Below are 19,776 nucleotides of genomic sequence, written 5' to 3'. Positions count from 1 at the left end.
CCAGATGATTCTCGAGCAAATTTGAACACATGATCGTATAATTTACTCATTTATGACGTTACCTAAATGTAGTTCAGTGATATTGCGCAGAGCATCTTCGACATCTTCATCCACAGGGAACCCCATTTCCTTGCCTAATGAATCTATAGCTTTTTCCCAATTTTTGCCTCCGTTGTCGTCTCCTTTGTCTTTATCCTTTTGCAGAGCCTGTGCCAGTTTTTCTATTGCAGAGTCTTTACTTGCTGTATTTTTGCTGTCATCTGGGGTTTCATTTCCTGAAAGAGGTGATGCAAATGTAGTTTGAGACGAAATAGAAATTATTAAAATTGAAATAACAAAAGTAATGGATATAGATTGTAAAGATTCCTTCATATGTACCTACGGTGTTATTTGTATTATATAAATCAAATATGTAAATAAATTCCACCATTAGTTAAACAAGTTGAATCAATTAAATTAATGAAATTTTATTTTGCTTTTTTTGCCTATCTAGATAGAATTATCCAAATTTTTCCATGAATGATAGGAGATCCCCGGCGAAAAAAATCTCGTCAAAAAATCCACATTGTAAAATAAAAGAAGAGACTATAAAACAACTAAACTGACTTTACCTTTTTAATGTTAGATTGAATGCAAGTTGTAAATAAGGATGAATCTTTGTGTGTACTATTTTCATTATGTCGACAGGTGAAGTGATATTTCCTACTGCGTTATTCAATTCCAACAAGGAAGTCCCTAGATTCGTTAGAGTCATATCGCTTGAATTGGATTTGGGCCCTATCAACTCCCTGTGGTAAATCTCTACCATCCGTTCAGAGATTGCTTTTGCCTTATTATGATCGACTAGTTTCATATTAGAGTAATCAAGATTGTTGGGGCTTAAACTAGTCTTATCCTCAGTTAAAGAAGAATTCTGAATGACGGATTGATTGACATTGTGCATTGAATGGTTAATTACATTTCCAAAATCCATACTGAGCATAATGTTAGATGGAACACCATGAGCAGATCCATAACTTCGTAGTATTTCATCTGCCAAATTTGCAACCACAGTAGCCATTATAGTATTATTATAAAACTGGTCGCTATCGACAATAAAAGAATCCTCGCTAATTGTAATTTCATCAATTAAATCAAGGATATTATTTACTGATAGTTCTGAATTAGTCAAGTTGAAATGTGGGCCATTGATGCTATTATTTAGCAATCTAGTTTCTATTAAAATTTGATTTATCAATGTCAAAAAAGTGGAATTATCATCAGTGTCGAAATTATGCGAATGACCCTGCTTAACGTCAAGGTTACAAACAAATGACATTATCAAAATTATGATGGTCCCTAAATACTGAAATTTAATGCTATTACCCACTTTCAATAAAGTGTTCAGGATCAAAATAGCCATTCCTAGAATCTCATCAATGGGCTTAAAAGTGTATGTCTTGGTTATGATTCATCTAGGTCACATCTTTAGAAAGAATATTGTATTAAATATTATTGCAATATTCACACCACTCTACCTCTAACATGCAGGGGTGTGGACCATTGCACTGATCGTCAAATCTAGCATTAGACATTCATAATATTCATTAAGTCCATAAAATTTTAATTTAAAAAATGTTCAAATGATGATATTCATAACAGTTTTTGATTCTATGTACCTCTTTCCTATGTTTTTTGTTAGCCGAAGACCTTAGATGTCAAAAAGCCAAGGCGGTCGCCAAATCCTGTAAGAATTTAGAAAATAAATGTAGCACCTCAGACATAATTGCAAGGATTAATTGCACTTGGATTTTTTTTAAGAAAAAATATAGGACAAATTAGCAAGACAGTATTTGACAAAATAATTAATGCTTACATATACCATTTATAATAAATTATCGAAATTATGAAATGTATCCAAAAAAAAGATATATAAATTAATGAAAGGCTAAAGTAACCAACCATCGAATCATAACAAAATAATTAAACTTTCAAATCCTATCCATTAGTGACACATATTTTAGGACACCGATTGCAATAGCGTTAGAAGTTCAAGATTACAGGTGCAACCAATCCATCCAAATCGAAATTGATTTCTTAAGATTAATAATGTGTTACATTAACCGGCTCAAAAAAGATGTATACTAAGCGACTAAAGCACAATCAAGATATCACTTTAGATTTTAAATATTCCAGATTTGAAACATATTTCAGCATTTCTAATCAAAAGAACTGCGTTGTTGGAGTTTCCAAAAAATTTTTCTTAAATGCAAAGAGACCTGATTCTAATGCCCAATAATTGTGCTAAGTAAATTCATAGCCTCAAAAAAGGGCTGTTTGAATTAAAACATTAAAATTAATTAACCCCAACCTAAAATATAAAGACAATTGATCAAATTAGTAGGTATTTTAACTGCAATATTTTTGTTAATCAATACAGTGTCTATCGGAGCTTATGGTCAAATGAGCATGGAATCGTATGCCCAAATTAATTCTACCAATGAATCCGATAGGAAGTCGGTTAATTCGACTGATACAAAAGAATCTACAGCAAGATTAAATGTGACAAAGACTGTACTATGTGATTCTTCTTTGGGCATTCCTTCTGATGAATCTGTTTGTAAATTTGTCTTAGATAATGTTGATGCCAATCAGTTCGACTTGATAGTTACGGATAATCAATCACAAACAAATTCATTCCAAGGATCTTCAAATGGTACTATCATTAGTTTAAATAAAGGAAACTATACGGTGAAAGAAAATTCCTTTAACACAATGGATATTGAAAATCAATTAGGTGAAACCGCAATTGTTACAATTGACACTGATGCAAATGGAGATTGCGTAGGACAGTTCAACCAGGTTGATGATTTTGAAACAGCAACGGGTTCAATAGAGCAAGGTCAAACTCAAGTGTGTGAAATCATAAATACACTAAGTGTTACTGAGGGATCTTCACCAGAAGAACCATAAATCATTTTTTTCAACTTACTGGCCCGTTTAAACCTATTAAAAAAAAGATGAATCTTCCCATACTATAATCATATTTATATTGCATTTTGATAACGACCAATTATTATTAAATGACTATATCACATGGTTTGAATTCAATGAGAAGTGATCCATTCAAGTTTTGGACAATGCAGTGAAAAAAGAGTTAACTAATCTTCGCAGTGTATGGCAATACAAAATCAAAAATAAGAACGAATTGTACTAACTATACCAAAAAAAACAGATAAGTTCTATCTGTTCTCGTATTCCTCTATACCTGACTCTGTGATCTTAATTTCGTCAACCCCTATTCTCGAGACTAGGTTTTGAATTATCAAGTTATTTAGTGCTTCCTCATATAGACTTGATTCTGAAAAACTTTTGAGAATACTTTTTAATTCTTCTGTATTTGTCAAAGCAATATCCTGAGAATACCTTTCGAACAATGTTGCAAGTATTTGTTTTTCAATTTCTTTTTGATCATCATTATTGGTACCAGAAGACGATAATCTACCCATGTATGATATGTAATAGACTCATTGTATTTATAAGTCTCAATTAAAACTACCTTCTAATAAGAAAGAGATGAAAATACTTTTCATAGCGTCGACTTTCTATGATCCAATTTTATTCAAAAAGTTTTTTTATTCCAATCGATTGAACTTTTTTCCCTGTTTATATGGTATTTAGTTAAAAAGCCATAGAGCAAATTTTGATTTACAATTTAAACGCATTTCCAGAAAAATCTTGTAATGGTAAAATATTATGATAAGTTGTAGTACAACCAATATTAGTAATTATTTGTAATAAATATTCATACAAAGCAAAGGTGAAAATCCAGAACTAAAAAAATATGTCATTTTGGGCATAATTACATTGTTCTTGGCATTAGATGGTATTTTGATAGATGACAACAACCAGTTTGAACTATCAAATGATTATTACAAGGTATGCAACAACAATGAGTCAAATTATCATATATCAGATTATTTGAACTACATTTATAATAGCATTAACAATCCGACCCATTTTGCAAACGATTTAAATCATAGATATCCATCTGATTGTGTCCCTATCTCCATAGCAAACGCTCTTGGGACATATTTTGCTTCGAGCAATAATCTAGTAGCTTCAGATATTTATCAAGAATCATTGTATTTGGTTTCAAATATATTCAAATCTCACTTAACTATAACATCAACAACTTTCCTTTTTGTTATTACAGTATTTGGACCAATCGCAGCAATTCTTGAGAAAAAATTTTGGAAGATCAAAAACCAAAGAAAGAGTTTCACACAATTAACTAGAAAACGCATTTTAACAAAGCAGAAAAACAGATGTGCGCATTGTAATAGAATTCTTGTGGTAGTAGATTTTGATCACAAGAATGGAAATAGGGCAGACAACAGGCAAGTCAATTGTCAAGCGCTATGCCCAAACTGTCATGCCATCAAGACTCGACAAAGAACAATTGAAAGCAAGATTTGAAGGTCAAAGATTGTTCAATTCAAATACAAGGGTTCAGATATGTGGCAATTTTTCTATCTGTAAAAACAGGGCTTTAAACTAGCCAATCAATTTACTTTGGTTTCTGATCTGGTCTTTATTGAAACTCTACTTATCAGATCTTTTACGAGGTCAGACTTTTCTTTAACAGATCCTTCGCCTACAGGATATAAATTGAATTGATTGTTTAATAATTCCCTGCATCGATTTAAATCTTTATCATAAACAAAAAGTACACTTCTAAGAACAGCAATATGGGGTAGGCTATTTGGATCTGAATTTTCCATCAGTTTGCCTATCTGCTGAATATAATAGTCCTTTGTTTTATTAAGTGATTTATCAAGTCTATCGAAAAAATCAATGATTACAAAATTATTGTTATTTTCGCGTTCGTGTTTGACTTCTTTTCTAATCCTATCCCTATAATATTCAAAGGCACAATGTAAAATGTCAGTATATTTTAGATATTTATTATTTGGACTATCAAAAACCACAGATTTTATTTATTTTAATAAATCATATATTGTTTTTTTTATGTGCAAAGAATTGAAAATAATGACGAACTTTAGATTAATGTGACGGACTAAAGACTGCGATGTACAGGAACTAATCAAACTACATCGAATCAAATTTTATTTAACTTAATTTAAGAAAAGGAACTTGTTTATAAATATAAAAATCACAAGCCTATATTTGATGCTGTATCTTAAAAAATAAGACACATGATTCCAGGGGTATTTAATATCGATGAAATTGATTTTTCTATTGGCACGGGTTTGTCCCTATTGGCAGGCTTTCTGATAGGAGCAGAGAGAGAATCCAAAGGCAAAGCTGCTGGAATAGGTACACATTGTTTTGTCATTGGAGGCTCCATGATTTTTACTTATATTTCAGCTTTGGTTGATCCTAATTCAACATCAAGAATAGCTGCTCAAATTGTTACTGGAATCGGATTTCTTGGAGCAGGAATAATCCTAAAAGGCGAGTTATTTGATAATAAGGAATCAAATGATCCGACGAAAAAAAAGGTAGTCAATCTCACTACTGCGGCCAGTATCTGGTTTTCAGGGTCTATTGGGATGGCAATAGGGTTTAATTTGTATTTTATTGCAATAATATCAATAATATTTGCATTGGTTGTACCGCGTATTCCAAAGGTCGGGAAAAGGCGTCAAGAAGACTCTTATGAGTAAACGTTTTCAAATTATAAATATTATACATTTCTAAAAGTTGGCATACAATAACTGTACCCTAAACAAAGGAAAATCCCTTTCAAACTGCATTGTGATAAAATAGAAACTTAGATATGGTTGGATTTCCCACTTTGATGACAATGTATTGCACGGAAAACCTAATTTGTCAAATCATGATTCACTTGTCCTGCCATCAAGGATAATTTCTCTTTATTTGCCGTGATTTTTTTCTTTATTGACCTAGCAGGAACACCTGCGACAATATCTTCGTCATCGATATTATAAATCACTGAACTTCCAGAGCCTACAATCACGTTATTGCCTATATGGAGCTTGTTTTTTACAGTACTATTTAGTCCTAACCAACAGTTCTCGCCAATATTGGTGCTTCCACCTATTATTGTTCCAGCAGTGAGTTCGGTATTTTTTCCTACGTGTACGTTGTGTGCCACATGACAGAGAGCATCTATTTTTGTTCCTTGTTCTATTACTGTATCGCTTAAAGAGCCCCTTGCTATTGAACAATTCGAACATATCTCAACATCATTTTCTATGATTACCTTGCCAAAGTGTGGAAATTTTTCTAATTTCAGATTTTCATTTTCGCGCTCATATGCGAATCCATCAGAGCCAATGACGACGTTTGGTTGAATGATACAGTTATCCCCTATTTTACAATTCTGCAAATTTACTTTAGAATCAATGAATGTATTGTCACCAATTTTGCAATCGTCTCCGATAACAACAAAGTCTCCAATGTAGCAATCCCTACCTAATTTTGCTGATTCAGAAATTACGGATTTTGAAGATATTCCCACTTTAGGAGGTATTACTTTGATCTTCTTTGCAATCCGGGTAAATTCGAGGCGAGGATTTTCGACAAAGATTAAATATTGATCTTTCTTTTGATTTGGGTAAACCTGTCCTTCCAGGCTTTTCTTACAAAGTATTACACCTGCATTAGAATGTGAAATTGAAAATAGGCCTTTATATTCATCGGCCGAACAGAATGAAATATCAGATTCCATAGCAGAATTTAATGAAGATATATCACTTATCGATTTAGACTTTGTTTTAGATTGGTGACCCTCAACTACATAGTCTGAATCATTTAAGAATCTCAATATGGATTCAATAGTCCATTGAACCACATCAATTTTAGATTTCATTTTAATATAACTGTTTTTTTATCAGAATTTATTTGAGAATATACGCAGTTTCAACTGGTTATATTGTAGATGACAGAAAATTTCAATTCAATATGAACTGCTTATATGGATTCTACAAAAATCAATTGCAAAAATGGATGTATGTACCACTGATCTAGTGACTTTTTATTAGTTCTCAGTTATCCTGCCACAAATGGTTGTAAATACTGAACACGATTAATGTTGCATTATGATAAATTTTGAGAAAATCCAGAAATTTACAGCGTTATTCCATCAGTTTAATAGTTACAGGACCACCACTTAGGGATTTTTGCTCTAACCTTATTATGGATCTTTTTCCGCGGTACATAACTAAACTTTCAAACTCTCTTTCAGCATATTCAAATTTTACTTTTTTATTTAACCATTCCCTTGGAACCACTGCGGTTAAGCCTAAACCTGGTACTTGCCTAAAATGTGTCTTGTATGTATAATTATTGTTATCAGACACATTAAATATAAAGCCAATGATGTAAAAAAACTTATTCGACAATTGTTACGGAAGTTTTTTGATGAAGTTTTGATCATATTGGATCAAATCTAACTCTATTGGGAAAATAATTCATTTTATTACAAATACGAATTGTATCTGCTCTCGATTTACTGCACCAGCATTGACTAAACGGACCAGACTGAAATGCTGGTTAAGAAAGATAAAAATAATTTAATCGATTTATGTAAAGTCGACATAGATAAATACTGTGAAGTCTAAGTTGCATTGTAATCACCTATTAGAATCACTACCGTTAAAACGAACATGTCAAATTCATTGCATGGTAATACATACCATTTTATACCAATGTTTATATAAGGCGATGGTTAACTATGGATAATGTCTAAACAAGATAAAAAAGAAAATTTAACCAAAGAAAGTTTCGATCAGGTAGTTAATAACAATAACCAGTTATTCAATAAAGCCATTCAAGAAACCACACAAGCATTAAACCAGGTATTCAACGAATCAAAGAAAAATATTGAAAAGAACATAACAGAAGCAAGAAGTCAAATTCCTCGATACACCCAAACCATAAATGAAGTTCAAGAGCAAGCAGTTCAAGCAACAAGAGATATCGCAGAAAACTATCTAGAATATCAAAAACAGGCAATCGATTCATTCCAATCTGCTTTTAGACCATATGTGGAAAATGCAAACAACCAACTGTGGAACAATCAAGATTTGTACAGAAAATTGCCTGAAATCTATTCAAAATTTGCCAATAACTATGCTGAAAATAGCGTAGCTGTAAGTAGAATAATAAACAATATTGCATTCTCAAATGTAGAATTGTTCAAAAACGTAATTAGCAACACAAAAGAACAATCAAAACAACTTGCAGAAATTGGAAAAAGAAGTGTCAGTATCTATGATTCAGTAGATACAGACAACAAATCCACAGCTTAATTTTTTTTAACCCCAAGATTATTTTAAATACTTACTGTTTTAGCACTTTATTTATTGTATCAGCATATATTATCGTTATTAACTTTGTAAGGCAACTTACACTATGAATCAAGCTAGAAAAACAATCTCTGAAATTATAGCTTCAATTGCAATAATATTACTTGTCATATATATCATAGACGTTCTTACAGCCATTGTATTAGGTCAATCAAGTTTATTACCACTCTCCTCAAAAGATAGGGGATGGATTTTTGGCGGTGCATCTATTTCACTTTTCTTAATATCGTTTGTTGTAGCCATACGCATGCCTTCAAAGGTCTTATCCACATTACTCATAATAGGGGGAGCGGTTATTGGAACAGCAGTTTTGTTTTCAACTTTCATAAGCCCCCAATTACTAAATAGTTATGAAGGAGTAAAGGTGGTAACCCCTCCTTTACCACAATTCATCGCTATTGTTGTAATAGGTTATGTCATAATGGGTCTTGGGATCTTTAAAATGAGAAAAGGAATTTAATAATATAATTTTGTAGAAAAAATTTCCTTGAACTCACGTTTGTAATTTATGCATTTTTTTTCTTTCATCAGCGAAATAAATCAGTTTAATTGGACTAAATTAAAGCGAAAGCAAAATGATATCAAAATTATACAGGTTTGGCAATAATTTTGCAGGAAGATAGAATGATTGCTTGTATATAAAAATAAATGCACAAATAGTACGACCACTTTTTTTGATAAAATTATAACTAATCTTTTCGCAGTCAAGAAGAAATCTTCTGGCAACATTTTTAGGAAAAATACATGGATTCACATAAGAATTCAATTTTGGCTCAATTATGATGTTTTTCATTCTTTATTGCGGTTAGTGATTGATTTGTCTTTAATTTAAGACGTTTAATTCATTTCTCTCTTTATTTCTGAAGAAATGGATATTTTGTTGTTTTCAGGGATTCTTTAGCAAGTTGAAAGTTATAACATTTTTAGATATTCTTAATACTGAAACCTATGATTGAAGTGATTAAATTTCTTGATCGCTGATAATGTAAATACACTAAAAAAGATATAGAAATTAAGGTTTGTTGACTTACTGCTGTGCTAAGGCGTTATTTCCTGTATTTACTTGGTTTTGGAAACTAAAGTTGTTACCTGAACCAATGCTGTCGCCACCTGATACTACTTGACTATTTTGACTCGATGATTGTGACTGTCCAATTCCTTGAGATGCTCTGTTGCCATCATCGTCATCATCGTCATCTTGTGCTAAGGCGTTATTTCCTGTATTTACTTGGTTTTGGAAACTAAAGTTGTTACCTGAACCAATGCTGTCGCCACCTGATACTACTTGACTATTTTGACTCGATGATTGTGACTGTCCAATTCCTTGAGATGCTCTGTTGCCATCATCATCATAGTCATCATCGTTATCATGGTGATGCTTAAAGTATTTTTTACACCAGTTCTTGCTGTGATCATCTCTGCAATCATCCCAGTCATCATACTTTTGTTTTGCGAGAACTTCTCCAATATTGTTTATTATTGGACCCATTACTATAGCGGTTGCAATCGCAGCTGCTAATATTACTGCAGCATTTTTGGTGTTATTATACTTGTACATTTTTGTCTTATTTTTTATAATATGGAAATACGTTATAACAATTTATCAAGATAATTAGCATATTTAGTTCTACTACTTAATTTCAGAATAATTTTTTAAAAAATTTTTTAACATGAAAGAAAAATTTAGTCAGACAGTGTTACCCAATTAGGTTTAATAGGATATTTTTGAATATGAAAACACAACAATATCAAGCATCTTTTGCCTAAAACATGGATTAATCAAGGCTTCAAAATTTCTTCTTGTTTTTAGATTACTAAAGCTGGATTATTTAATGATATCAATCACATGTTAAAGTTGGAAATACAAATAATTATAAAATTAAGGTTAGACAGAACACATATCAACAGTAAGGCAATTATTATACAAAATTATAACAACGTCCGATTAATTAGCGGCTCTGTAAAGTTAATCTCTAATGTTATTGTTATGATGCCAAGCGAATACCGTAATCCATTGTTTGATATGTTCTAGTTTGCAGTTTTGTTTTCTACAGGGAAAGTAATCATCAAAGCTTTCGGTTCGGTCCTTGACGTATTGAATTGTTCTTTCTATCAGGCTTTTTTCCAGAGAAGAATGAATATGGTGTTTGAGTTTAAGGAATTCACAACCTTGTGGATACCATGTACCACCATCAGTGGATACCGGATGTTTCCCATAGTCTTTAATCAAGCCTGACAAGAATCTCTCTGTTATCAGCATGTTTCTTTCTCTGGATACGGTTACTGCGAGAATTTGCCTAGTTTCAGGCTCTATTGCAATCCATAGCCACACATATTCTGATCCTACCTTTATCAGAGTTTCATCGACAATGAATTCTGCAATCTTTTTGCTTTTTGATAATAATCGCTGTGGTTTGTACTTTTCTATCCAATCCCTTATTGCTGTGGTATGGCTTCTGCTGACGAATCTGGACAATGCTTTGGAAGTTTTTCTTAAGGACAAACCGTCAAAATATAGATTAACAGCAAATACGATATCTTCCATAGAAGTTCTATGTCTTATTTGGTAAATCATGAATAGTAAGTGCAAATCAAAGCTATGGATTTTTCGTTAACTTTACAGAGCCTAATTAGCCAATTGAATATAATTATAATTCTAACACATCAATAACGATTCACATTCATACATGGGTCGAATCTAAAAACAAACAGTATTGTCTTAAGGTGAATATATAACTTGGGTGAAATAAAAAATGATTTTAATTACTGGTAGTTTTATAATTTCTTGTAGGTGTTGCCAGTAATTCCTCTATTTCATTATTCATCTTTAAGAATACCAATCCTTTTTGAGTAGTCTTGTATTCTGAACCTTCTATATATTCTATCAAATCGTTTTCAATCAACACCGAAAGGTATTCCTTGAGTTGTGCGTAGCTAAGGAAAGCCTTGTACATAATCTTGGTTTTTGTAGCTCCACCATTAGCTGCATCCAAAATCATGGCTACAATTTCGGTCCGACTTCTATACTTCATATTATTAATATATAGTTACTAGTATATAACCGCTACATTGTATAGGATAAATCCCCATCTTATTTCGTAGTAGGGATTGTTGGTTGTATTCATTCTATGAGACTTGATGTGTCTGTACTACAGTAGGTTAAGTAAAGAAAAAACAGTATAAGAGCAAGTAAGGGAATAAAAGTATAGTTGAACCCTAAGAACAATCGGATGGTGGAGAACCAAAATGAAAAAGAAGGGACTTCAATAAAACCACGAGTCAAGATATTGAATTGTCCAATAAGAACTACTTTAGGAGTGCTTGGTAAAAAATGGACAATGCTTATAATAAGAGATATTGGATTTCTTAAAATTAACAGGTTTAATAGAATATTAGAATCTATACCCGGATTAACACCTAGAGTTTTATCAATGCGTCTAAGGGAACTTGAAAAAGAGGGCATGATTAAATGCAAGCAAATCAAAGGCGACCAGTTGATGGTTATTTGGAGTCTGACCGAAAAAGGAAAAGACATTTTACCAATTCTACTAATGTTAACGGCTTTTGGATCAAAGTGGTACGCCCACTATGTATTTGAAGATAAAAAGCCAAGGAAACTGGATGAGATGTTTTCTGAGGGTGAGGCCGAGGCAATGATTTGTGAGTATGGAAACAGGCTAGATTTTGGTAACGCTACTTTAGAGTATAAAAACCATAACAAATTAAATAACAGGATCAAGTTTACTAATTATGATCCTAAAAATAACTCTGAAAAAGAATAACAGTAACAAGTATCCAAACTTTGATATGATTAATTTCGATAATACATAATGATTATAATGAGTTACATAACAAAGAACTATAAGGTTGGGATAGTTGCAATTTTTGTTGCAGCTGCACTCGTCGGATCGATTGTCTCATTTGGAGATAACATGGCATTTGCCACAGGCAAACACAATGATGCAGAACAAGAAATTGAACAGGGACAAGGTAATGAACAAAACGGCCAATGTGTTTCTGGAGAATTTACTGCATTATGTGGAAATAACTTTAACTTGCAATTGCAAGAACAATTAGGCAATTTGGCATTAGGCCAACAATAAACTTTTTTTAGTAAAGTCATCACTTTTGAACATTTTATTAATTTCTTATGCTTGACTCAATGTTAGGAGCCTGTGTAAATAAAAGTAATCCAAGTTTATTTGAATCATTTATGAAATGTAGTTTTCTTACAAATCATTTCCTCAAAATTTTCCCCATATTACAGGCACAACCTCTTAGGCCATAATTCCTTTGTTCCTACAGCAGAAGAATGCAACTACAAAAATAAAATTATTAATTAAATATTAAGATTTGCAAGAACGAATGGATTGAAAAGAGAAATTTGACACAAAAAAAGTTTATTGTTGGCCTAATGCCAAATTGCCAATGTTGTCGTTAAAGAATAAGCCAACGTTATTTCCGGATCCAATTGAATCTCCGCCGGATACGACTTGACTACTTTGAACTGAAAATTGCCCTTGAGATATACTTTGTTCTGCTTCATTAGATTTACTATTGTCGTCATCGTGATCATGGTCGTCATCATCATCATCGTGATCATGATTATGACATGAATGTGCGAATGCAAAATAGGAATCAGAGGTGACGATTGCAGGGATAATTGCTACCACTAGTGATGCAATAGCAATTGTTACCATTATTGATGTATTCCTTTTCTCAGATAACATTTATTTCATTGAAAATATGGAGTATAAATATATTAGAATTTGTTAAGTTCTAACTATAATATTTTTCTGCGCCATAATTAAGTATTAATATTCCTCCATAAGAGAACTAATTCTAAAAGTAACTATATATTGGCATTATTATTTCAAACAAATAAATTAATAGTATAAAAACTATACACATTAATCCTATGACTCACGAGGAGAATATCATTATCATAAAGTCTATAAGTAAAAAACTACAAAATAAGAATCAAAAATTACAGCGACATGTTTTTGCACATTCTAAACACATCAAAGAAGGTTATAATAACATTAATCCTATTTGAATTCAAGTTACTTTCACTATTTGAAAGTATCACAAAGAAAATACGCTATACCATCTTCTTTTGATAATTATGATTTAATTAAAGAATAACAACATTTCATTTAACTAAGCAAAATACTTTAAAGATGTCAGGAGCAAACAGGCATACGATTAGAATATAGTATGTGTAAAAAAAATAATGGTTTTTGAAATAGCAATGAAGTAACAGAGCAAATACTTTAAGATTAGGATAAAAAAGTTGATTGTATTATTGCCCTAACAGATTAAGTCCAGTATTTTGGCTTGTCGAGAGATCACCTGAATTGCAAGAATTGATTATCGTTGCATTAGGAGGGGCATAACAATATGAACCTTGAGAAGAACTTTGTGTGCTGGTGATTGAGCGGTCTTGGCTAGTATCACTTCCACCTAAATTGAAACCCATAAACCCATACGACATACCGTTTGCGGAAAGTGCAACAGTAATCAAAAGGAGCATTGCTATTGAATATCCTATAGTAGGTTTTTTTAGAGACTTACTGAACATTAATTATCAAATTGCAGTATGTTATATCGAGATTATGTTACTATTGCACAAAAATATCTGAGAAGATTTTGTTCGAGTAATATGTTATGTCGAATTATTAAATTTATTGAATTAATTTCGTTATATAAATTTCCAAAGGATATATGTAATCCATAATTATAGATTAGAAGATAAAAATAAAATCAATATATGTTAGACATCACTACAATTAATCAAGAGCAAAGTAATGTAAATGTAATATCGAGAGACAAATCATAATCAACAATTATATATAAAAGACAAAGAAGAACTCACTAAATATCAAATTGGGGCCGGTGGTCTAGCCTGGTTAAGATACCGCCTTGACATGGACAATGGTAACGATCTTAATATAATTGATAAAGAATTTGATAAACAAACATTACCAGCAAATCAAATATCTACAGAAAACAAAGAATCTAAAAAGTCCCAAGAAAATGAAGTGAAATGGGACAGCTACAAGAAATATTTGTTATCAAGAGTCAGCAAGACTACTGCTTCCAATCTATTCAGATATGCTAAGCAATATCATTACATTTTAGAGACAAAAAATGCATCTGATCTTCAACTACTAACTCAGGAAAAAAGTATTCATGTAATGAAAGCTTTATCATCATTATCCAAGTTTCATGGAACTCACGACGAATGGAAAAAACTAATTGAGAAGTTTGACCTAAAATGGACCAACAGCAACTACACAAATAACACTTTCTTTAAGATCTTTAACCCTGAAGCGGCAGACATGAATAAAATGATTCACTGGTTAAAAGACACGATTAGACAGTTACCCAATAAGTATAGCAATATTCTATTGTTTGCTACATTAACCGGATTAAGACCTTCTGAATGCTGGCATAGTATAAGATTAATTCAGAATAATAAAGACCATTATGTTAGCAAGGACAAGCTCCTTCACTATCAATATCCAGACACCTTCCTAAGAAGAACTAAAAAGGTTTTCATCAGTTTGGTCTCAGAACAGATTATTGTAATTGCAGAGAGAGCAGATATTAAAAAGCCGTATCCTCAATTGTGTAAAATTTTTAGAGCTATGAATCTTTCGATGAATATGTATTACTGCAGAAAAATTTTTGCTACTTACTTAAGAGACAAGGGAATCGAGCCTGAAATAATAGATTTGTCACAGGGAAGAATTCCAAAATCCATGTTTCTCAGACATTATTACAGGCCAGACATAAACGAAATAATTACAAAGAGGATAAGGCCACTATTGGATGAGTTGATGAAAGAGTTAATAGACTAATTGAAAAATCACTATCTGTATTACCCAACTTAGGTCTAATCATACTTATCTGGAAGGTTGCGCATAAAGTTTTCAAATGACTTTCTTATATCGACTTTCTCGTCAATTGATAATAAGTTCTTTTTTCTTAATTGCTCTATCTGTTTTACCATCTCATCAATATCAAACTCGGACTTGATTATTCTAATCTGTCCATTACTTGTCTCAATATATGTTAGGAAATCTCCTTCCTTAACTCGTAATTTTTCTCGCACTTTAACTGGAATTGTAACCATGCCTCTCTTTAAAATCCTGGAGTCTCCTATTACTTTGCCTCTAATCATAACAGATAATAAAAGAAGGCAGAAAAATATGAAGTTAATCAAGATTCACGACACAGTATCACAAACTAATAAATTTTTTACGGCCAGTCAAAAACAAAGAAGCATTTATTAAGGCGCTTAATTCTAATAATGTTAGAATTAGCTATATATATTTAATTTGTAGTGGTAACTATATTAATACTACTTTATAGTATTAGTAACGATTATTTTAGTTAGCCAACATGATAAAACTAATGACGAGTAGCATTATTTTATCCTGCGCTAAGGGCAGGAATAATTGGATCCATACTGGTAGCAACAACTTTGCAACTTCTTGTATCGTATCTAAAACATCGGTAAGCATTAGAAAGAACATGGTAATAGCAAATGCAGTTGAGGAGAGTGCAATCTCCTCAGCTGTGACGAATTAGGAGTTGAACGATTTTAACTACTAATATTGTAATTAACACAAAGTTCACTAATAACCATTTCGATGTATACATTACCTTTGGACCAAACGGAGGCCATGAATAAAGATGTCAATAAAAAAATCTTTTGACGAACTATTTGAGGGATTGACCATAGAAGCCAGTTCACCTGATAATGAACTTATCAACCATGATATTGAATATATACCACCTAGTGTAATATTATGGCTTCCTATTCCAAGGTCCAGTCTAGATATAATTTTTTCCGTGGATATAACAAACCGATTTGATACTATTATTGAGACTAGAAGACATGGAATAATCAAATCCAGAATTCAATATAAGGATAAAAATGGGGAAATAGAGATCGACTGGAGTATTTTAGAAAGAGAAATAGATTCACAGATAAAAGACCGAACATCGGAAGAAGCAAGGCTAATTAAACAAACCTTATTCTCAATCCTATATTCAAATGAAGATAGAATGCGGATTTTCATAAACGGTATATCTAATAATTATGCTCTGGACTCTATCAAAGAATTTTTAAAAAATGAGTATGATTCTAACGGACCTCACGTTCTTGAACCAGGAATAACGAAACAGTCTATGACTTTGAAATCGAATTCTATTACTAATACAGGAAGTAAACTGAGTAAGAGCGATGTAAATTCATATTCGGAAAATGTGTTTAACGGAGAAGATTTAGATAAACAAGTAATCTTTGAAAAAATAGCTGGCAAGAACTTGGTAGAATATGTAAATAAAATAGCCAAAAAAACAATAAAGCAAGAGCATTCACTTGTCAATCTATTACTTTATACAGGATTAAGCACCTATACAAAAAACCCACTCAACTTAGGAATAATTGCTCCGACAAGCGAAGGCAAAACCTATCCAGTAACGGAGATGACAAAGTTTCTCCCAACAAAAGATGTCTGGATGATTGGAAGCATGTCTCCCAAGGTAATAATACGAGATAGAGGAATCCTGGTAGATGAAAATAATAAACCAATTGAGCAGAAAGTGCAAGATTTGACAGAACAGTTAAAGAAATCACAAAAAAATAGTAACAAAGATGAAGAAAGCAATTTAACTCAGCAGCTCAAAGAAATACATAAAAATTCCAAAGTTTTGATAGATTTGTCAGGAAAAGTCTTAGTTTTTCTTGAACCTCCACATAAAGAAACTTGGGATATTTTAAAACCAATACTTTCACACTATACATATGAAATCGAACATCCATACGTATACAAAACAGAAACTAAGGGAATGGAGGTAAAACACATTGTAACAAGAGGATGGCCTGCCTGTATCTTTTGCAGTGCTAAAGATGAGTCCAATTGGCCGATGTGGCCTGAGATTCAAAGTAGGTTTCTTATAACTCCTCCTAACATGATAAAGCAAAAATATCTTGAATCTACCATCCTGATTGGACAGAGATCTGGGTTACCTTCATTGGTGCAGGAACAGCTCATAGTTTCCCAAGATGAGACGCAGATTGCCAAAGATTGCATAAGTATAATTAAAGATGAACTGTTAGCAAGCTATGAAAATGGGGTATGGATACCATATCAGAAGATACTCACTCATTCTTTGCCATCAGAGAAAGGAACTGATGTTAGGATAGCAAACAGGATATTTTCCTTATTGAATATAGTCACAAAGAGTAACTCCTTTAACCGTTTTAAATTAAAATTCGGAAATGAAATAATGTCTATATCCTCACTAGAAGATTTAAGAGAGGTCTTGAAACTAACTCAAAATATCACTGGAATCCCCTCTTACAAATTAGATTTCTTTAGGGAAGTGTTTGTCCCTCTGTTTCAATCAAAAGAGGGTCCAGAAGAAAAGGAAGATGGTACAACTAGAGAGGACAGGGTGGCAGTATATACTAATGAACTGGCCGATTCATTCAAAGAATGAAAGGGAAAATCAATAACAGTTGATGCAATTAAAAAGACGTACTTGGAAGAATTACGAAATAACGGATTAATAGATGAATTTGAATCTAAAATTGATAGACGTAAAAAAGCATACTACCCTATTGTGGATGTTTCTTTATTCCAACAGACTAAATACAAAAATTACACGAATACAGAAGAAAATGATAATAATTTACATTTCATTAAGCTGAATTTACCAAAAAAATTCAAGTTAATTGCTGAAGAATGGTTAAAAGTTGAAATTTTAGAGCTGTTAAAATACGGGATTGGAGAAACAAAAGTATTCCAATTAATAGACTATGAGGCAGATGATGAGGATAGTAAGATCTGTATATGCAAATTCATAAAGAGGTATGAAAGCAATACAAAGCTAGGGAGCCTTTTTCAGTTTACTGAAGAGCAGGAAAAAAATAAGATATTTAGTGACATGATTCCTCTATCAAACGATATCATCTTTCCAACTACCTGTTCTAATCCACAAACTGTTTTAAACACTTGAAAATATGGATTAGAACAGTAGTAACCAAAATAATAGTTAAAAATCAATCAAAATTAAACTTTTAATATTTAAATGTACATTCTCCGTTGTTATCTATTCTATCCTTACATAGACCCGATGCACCTAAATCAAAGCAATCTTCCTTGGTTAGATCACATGAGCATGTATGGGTTTTACTATCACATTGAAAGTTAGAAGAACCTCCTTCGCCTTCTCCTCCTTGTTTAGTTGGATTTTGGTTAACACCTCCCAAGTCTGAACCACCTCTTTCTAGCTTAGTTGGATTTTGGTTAACACCTCCCAAGTCTGAAACGCTTTTTAATGCAAATGCATGCGACGTTGTAATCCCTGAAATAAGAACAAATGACAAAAATGCTATCAAGGTCACATAAAATACTTGATTGTAAACTTGTTTGTTTTTATACTTTTTATTATTTGGATTGGTTAATAATTTCATGAAAAGTTAACTTCGCAGTTTCATATAACTATATTGATAAGAGCAAGAAGAAAAAGAGATAATGTAGATAAGTTGCAAATATTTCAAAATGAAATACAATTTTACATATTATTTATATTACAAATTTAATTGTGAATTATAATATGTCAAATTCATCTCATTTTTCTATGAATCATGTCAGACATTCCAAGAGCCTATCCTAAAATACGATTGGGTTTTACCTACTTTTCTTTCCTTGTAGACGGTATCTGCATTCAGAAGGAAGAAAGAAGTGGAAGCAATAAATATCGCTCATCCTGCCATTACAAGGATTCCAGAAAGGTTAGGAGATGAGTTTAAGAGGATAATGTCTAAAGAAAAGCCTCCAAAGACTGTTGGTCGACCAGTTTAACAATACAGAAGGCCTCTTGACGGTATCATCTACATCCTGAGAACAGGATGCTAGTGGAGACGGCTTCCAAAAGAATGCTGTTCTGGATCTACTCGTCATAGGAGATTCCAGGCATGGAATAAACTGGATGTCTTTGAAAAGATGTGGAGCAGACCATTGAAAATCTATGATGCTACAAATGGTATCAACTGGTCATAGAATCAATAGATTCTATATCAATAAAATCACCTTTAGGCCGAGAAAAGACCGCAGGAAATAATCCCACTGCAGATAGGAGCAAACAAGGCTGAACAAAAAGACATATTTTAACCAATAAGCATGGTATCCTCTTTTCTGTTGTATTATTACCAGCTAGCACCCATGACACCAAATGCGTAACAGAGGTAGTTGATAATACAGTCATCAAAAGGCCGAAATCGTTATCCAGATCTAGACGACGAGGATGATTGCAACATCTATGTCTTGATAAATGATATAATTCTGCAGAAGCAGAACAGGAATTAATCAAACGAGACTACATCTTACACGTACCAATCAAGAAGAAGAAAAAGAAGAAA

General features: G+C 32.3%; 25 protein-coding genes. 11 read left to right on the top strand and 14 right to left on the bottom strand.

What is annotated here, in order from left to right; all coding sequences use genetic code 11:
- Nucleotides 1–42: 42 nt before the first annotated feature.
- Together F1Z66_RS02575 and F1Z66_RS02570 are read right to left on the bottom strand one after the other, a co-directional pair.
- Nucleotides 43–372, bottom strand: coding sequence for a hypothetical protein (locus F1Z66_RS02575; protein WP_149862040.1), 330 nt, complete (start codon nt 370–372; stop codon nt 43–45).
- Nucleotides 373–607: 235 nt separating this feature from the next.
- On the bottom strand, nt 608–1,318 hold the full coding sequence (locus F1Z66_RS02570) for a hypothetical protein (protein WP_195907452.1): 711 nt from the start codon (nt 1,316–1,318) through the stop codon (nt 608–610).
- Between the two features lie 1,085 nt (nt 1,319–2,403).
- Between F1Z66_RS02570 and F1Z66_RS02565 the strand changes: the two genes are divergently transcribed.
- Entirely contained in the window at nt 2,404–2,952 is a 549-nt protein-coding gene (locus F1Z66_RS02565; protein WP_149862038.1) for a hypothetical protein, read from the top strand.
- A gap of 269 nt (nt 2,953–3,221) precedes the next feature.
- Here F1Z66_RS02565 and F1Z66_RS02560 read toward each other — a convergent pair whose 3' ends face one another.
- Nucleotides 3,222–3,488 (bottom strand): hypothetical protein, encoded by a 267-nt coding sequence (locus tag F1Z66_RS02560; RefSeq protein WP_149862037.1) that lies wholly within the window; start codon nt 3,486–3,488, stop codon nt 3,222–3,224.
- 343 nt (nt 3,489–3,831) lie between these two features.
- On the opposite strand from F1Z66_RS02560, the gene F1Z66_RS02555 reads away from it, so the two are divergent.
- Nucleotides 3,832–4,458: an HNH endonuclease gene (locus tag F1Z66_RS02555; protein ID WP_149862036.1), complete on the top strand. Its 627-nt coding sequence runs from the start codon at nt 3,832–3,834 to the stop codon at nt 4,456–4,458.
- 86 nt (nt 4,459–4,544) lie between these two features.
- On the opposite strand, the gene F1Z66_RS02550 is transcribed toward F1Z66_RS02555, so the two are convergent.
- Nucleotides 4,545–4,970 (bottom strand): hypothetical protein, encoded by a 426-nt coding sequence (locus F1Z66_RS02550; RefSeq protein WP_149862035.1) that lies wholly within the window; start codon nt 4,968–4,970, stop codon nt 4,545–4,547.
- Nucleotides 4,971–5,198: 228 nt separating this feature from the next.
- Between F1Z66_RS02550 and F1Z66_RS02545 the strand changes: the two genes are divergently transcribed.
- On the top strand, nt 5,199–5,669 hold the full coding sequence (locus tag F1Z66_RS02545) for an MgtC/SapB family protein (protein WP_149862034.1): 471 nt from the start codon (nt 5,199–5,201) through the stop codon (nt 5,667–5,669).
- 158 nt (nt 5,670–5,827) lie between these two features.
- On the opposite strand, the gene F1Z66_RS02540 is transcribed toward F1Z66_RS02545, so the two are convergent.
- Complete coding sequence (locus F1Z66_RS02540; protein ID WP_149862033.1) at nt 5,828–6,838, bottom strand: UDP-3-O-(3-hydroxymyristoyl)glucosamine N-acyltransferase; 1,011 nt, start codon at nt 6,836–6,838, stop codon at nt 5,828–5,830.
- A gap of 265 nt (nt 6,839–7,103) precedes the next feature.
- Nucleotides 7,104–7,328, bottom strand: a complete 225-nt coding sequence (locus F1Z66_RS02535; RefSeq protein ID WP_149862032.1) for a hypothetical protein — start codon at nt 7,326–7,328, stop codon at nt 7,104–7,106.
- 381 nt (nt 7,329–7,709) lie between these two features.
- Here F1Z66_RS02535 and F1Z66_RS02530 point away from each other — a divergent pair, with 381 nt between their 5' ends.
- Complete coding sequence (locus F1Z66_RS02530; protein ID WP_149862031.1) at nt 7,710–8,279, top strand: hypothetical protein; 570 nt, start codon at nt 7,710–7,712, stop codon at nt 8,277–8,279.
- Between the two features lie 103 nt (nt 8,280–8,382).
- The gene (locus tag F1Z66_RS02525; protein ID WP_149862030.1) at nt 8,383–8,796 is read left to right on the top strand and encodes a hypothetical protein; all 414 of its coding nucleotides are present in this window, start codon (nt 8,383–8,385) and stop codon (nt 8,794–8,796) included.
- A 567-nt stretch (nt 8,797–9,363) separates the two neighbouring features.
- On the opposite strand, the gene F1Z66_RS02520 is transcribed toward F1Z66_RS02525, so the two are convergent.
- From F1Z66_RS02520 to F1Z66_RS02510, 3 genes are all read right to left on the bottom strand, one after another.
- The gene (locus F1Z66_RS02520; protein ID WP_149862029.1) at nt 9,364–9,894 is read right to left on the bottom strand and encodes a hypothetical protein; all 531 of its coding nucleotides are present in this window, start codon (nt 9,892–9,894) and stop codon (nt 9,364–9,366) included.
- Between the two features lie 408 nt (nt 9,895–10,302).
- Nucleotides 10,303–10,881: a DDE-type integrase/transposase/recombinase gene (locus F1Z66_RS02515; protein ID WP_195907451.1), complete on the bottom strand. Its 579-nt coding sequence runs from the start codon at nt 10,879–10,881 to the stop codon at nt 10,303–10,305.
- 214 nt (nt 10,882–11,095) lie between these two features.
- Nucleotides 11,096–11,368: a winged helix-turn-helix domain-containing protein gene (locus F1Z66_RS02510; protein ID WP_149862027.1), complete on the bottom strand. Its 273-nt coding sequence runs from the start codon at nt 11,366–11,368 to the stop codon at nt 11,096–11,098.
- A gap of 177 nt (nt 11,369–11,545) precedes the next feature.
- Between F1Z66_RS02510 and F1Z66_RS02505 the strand changes: the two genes are divergently transcribed.
- Nucleotides 11,546–12,118: a winged helix-turn-helix transcriptional regulator gene (locus F1Z66_RS02505; RefSeq protein WP_149862026.1), complete on the top strand. Its 573-nt coding sequence runs from the start codon at nt 11,546–11,548 to the stop codon at nt 12,116–12,118.
- 57 nt (nt 12,119–12,175) lie between these two features.
- Nucleotides 12,176–12,439: a hypothetical protein gene (locus tag F1Z66_RS02500; protein WP_149862025.1), complete on the top strand. Its 264-nt coding sequence runs from the start codon at nt 12,176–12,178 to the stop codon at nt 12,437–12,439.
- Nucleotides 12,440–12,736: 297 nt separating this feature from the next.
- On the opposite strand, the gene F1Z66_RS02495 is transcribed toward F1Z66_RS02500, so the two are convergent.
- Nucleotides 12,737–13,066, bottom strand: a complete 330-nt coding sequence (locus F1Z66_RS02495; RefSeq protein ID WP_159357508.1) for a hypothetical protein — start codon at nt 13,064–13,066, stop codon at nt 12,737–12,739.
- A 572-nt stretch (nt 13,067–13,638) separates the two neighbouring features.
- The gene (locus F1Z66_RS02490; protein ID WP_149862023.1) at nt 13,639–13,917 is read right to left on the bottom strand and encodes a hypothetical protein; all 279 of its coding nucleotides are present in this window, start codon (nt 13,915–13,917) and stop codon (nt 13,639–13,641) included.
- Between the two features lie 346 nt (nt 13,918–14,263).
- Between F1Z66_RS02490 and F1Z66_RS02485 the strand changes: the two genes are divergently transcribed.
- Nucleotides 14,264–15,199, top strand: coding sequence for an integrase (locus F1Z66_RS02485; RefSeq protein ID WP_149862022.1), 936 nt, complete (start codon nt 14,264–14,266; stop codon nt 15,197–15,199).
- A 35-nt stretch (nt 15,200–15,234) separates the two neighbouring features.
- Here the strand turns inward: F1Z66_RS02485 and F1Z66_RS02480 are convergent, their stop codons facing one another.
- Complete coding sequence (locus F1Z66_RS02480; protein WP_149862021.1) at nt 15,235–15,522, bottom strand: AbrB/MazE/SpoVT family DNA-binding domain-containing protein; 288 nt, start codon at nt 15,520–15,522, stop codon at nt 15,235–15,237.
- A gap of 233 nt (nt 15,523–15,755) precedes the next feature.
- Here F1Z66_RS02480 and F1Z66_RS15195 point away from each other — a divergent pair, with 233 nt between their 5' ends.
- The 3 genes from F1Z66_RS15195 to F1Z66_RS02470 all read left to right on the top strand — a co-directional run bounded on the left by F1Z66_RS15195 (nt 15,756) and on the right by F1Z66_RS02470 (nt 18,371).
- Complete coding sequence (locus F1Z66_RS15195) at nt 15,756–15,932, top strand: hypothetical protein (protein WP_154670472.1); 177 nt, start codon at nt 15,756–15,758, stop codon at nt 15,930–15,932.
- Between the two features lie 105 nt (nt 15,933–16,037).
- The gene (locus F1Z66_RS02475) at nt 16,038–17,852 is read left to right on the top strand and encodes a hypothetical protein (RefSeq protein WP_149862020.1); all 1,815 of its coding nucleotides are present in this window, start codon (nt 16,038–16,040) and stop codon (nt 17,850–17,852) included.
- A 42-nt stretch (nt 17,853–17,894) separates the two neighbouring features.
- Nucleotides 17,895–18,371, top strand: coding sequence for a hypothetical protein (locus F1Z66_RS02470; RefSeq protein ID WP_149862019.1), 477 nt, complete (start codon nt 17,895–17,897; stop codon nt 18,369–18,371).
- Nucleotides 18,372–18,432: 61 nt separating this feature from the next.
- Here the strand turns inward: F1Z66_RS02470 and F1Z66_RS02465 are convergent, their stop codons facing one another.
- Entirely contained in the window at nt 18,433–18,828 is a 396-nt protein-coding gene (locus F1Z66_RS02465; RefSeq protein ID WP_149862018.1) for a hypothetical protein, read from the bottom strand.
- 575 nt (nt 18,829–19,403) lie between these two features.
- Entirely contained in the window at nt 19,404–19,727 is a 324-nt protein-coding gene (locus F1Z66_RS02455; protein WP_149862017.1) for a hypothetical protein, read from the bottom strand.
- Nucleotides 19,728–19,776: the final 49 nt, after the last annotated feature.

It is taken from the genome of Candidatus Nitrosocosmicus agrestis (assembly GCF_008389435.1).
GTDB lineage: Archaea > Thermoproteota > Nitrososphaeria > Nitrososphaerales > Nitrososphaeraceae > Nitrosocosmicus > Nitrosocosmicus agrestis.
This window is presented reverse-complemented; position numbering and strand designations above follow the sequence as displayed.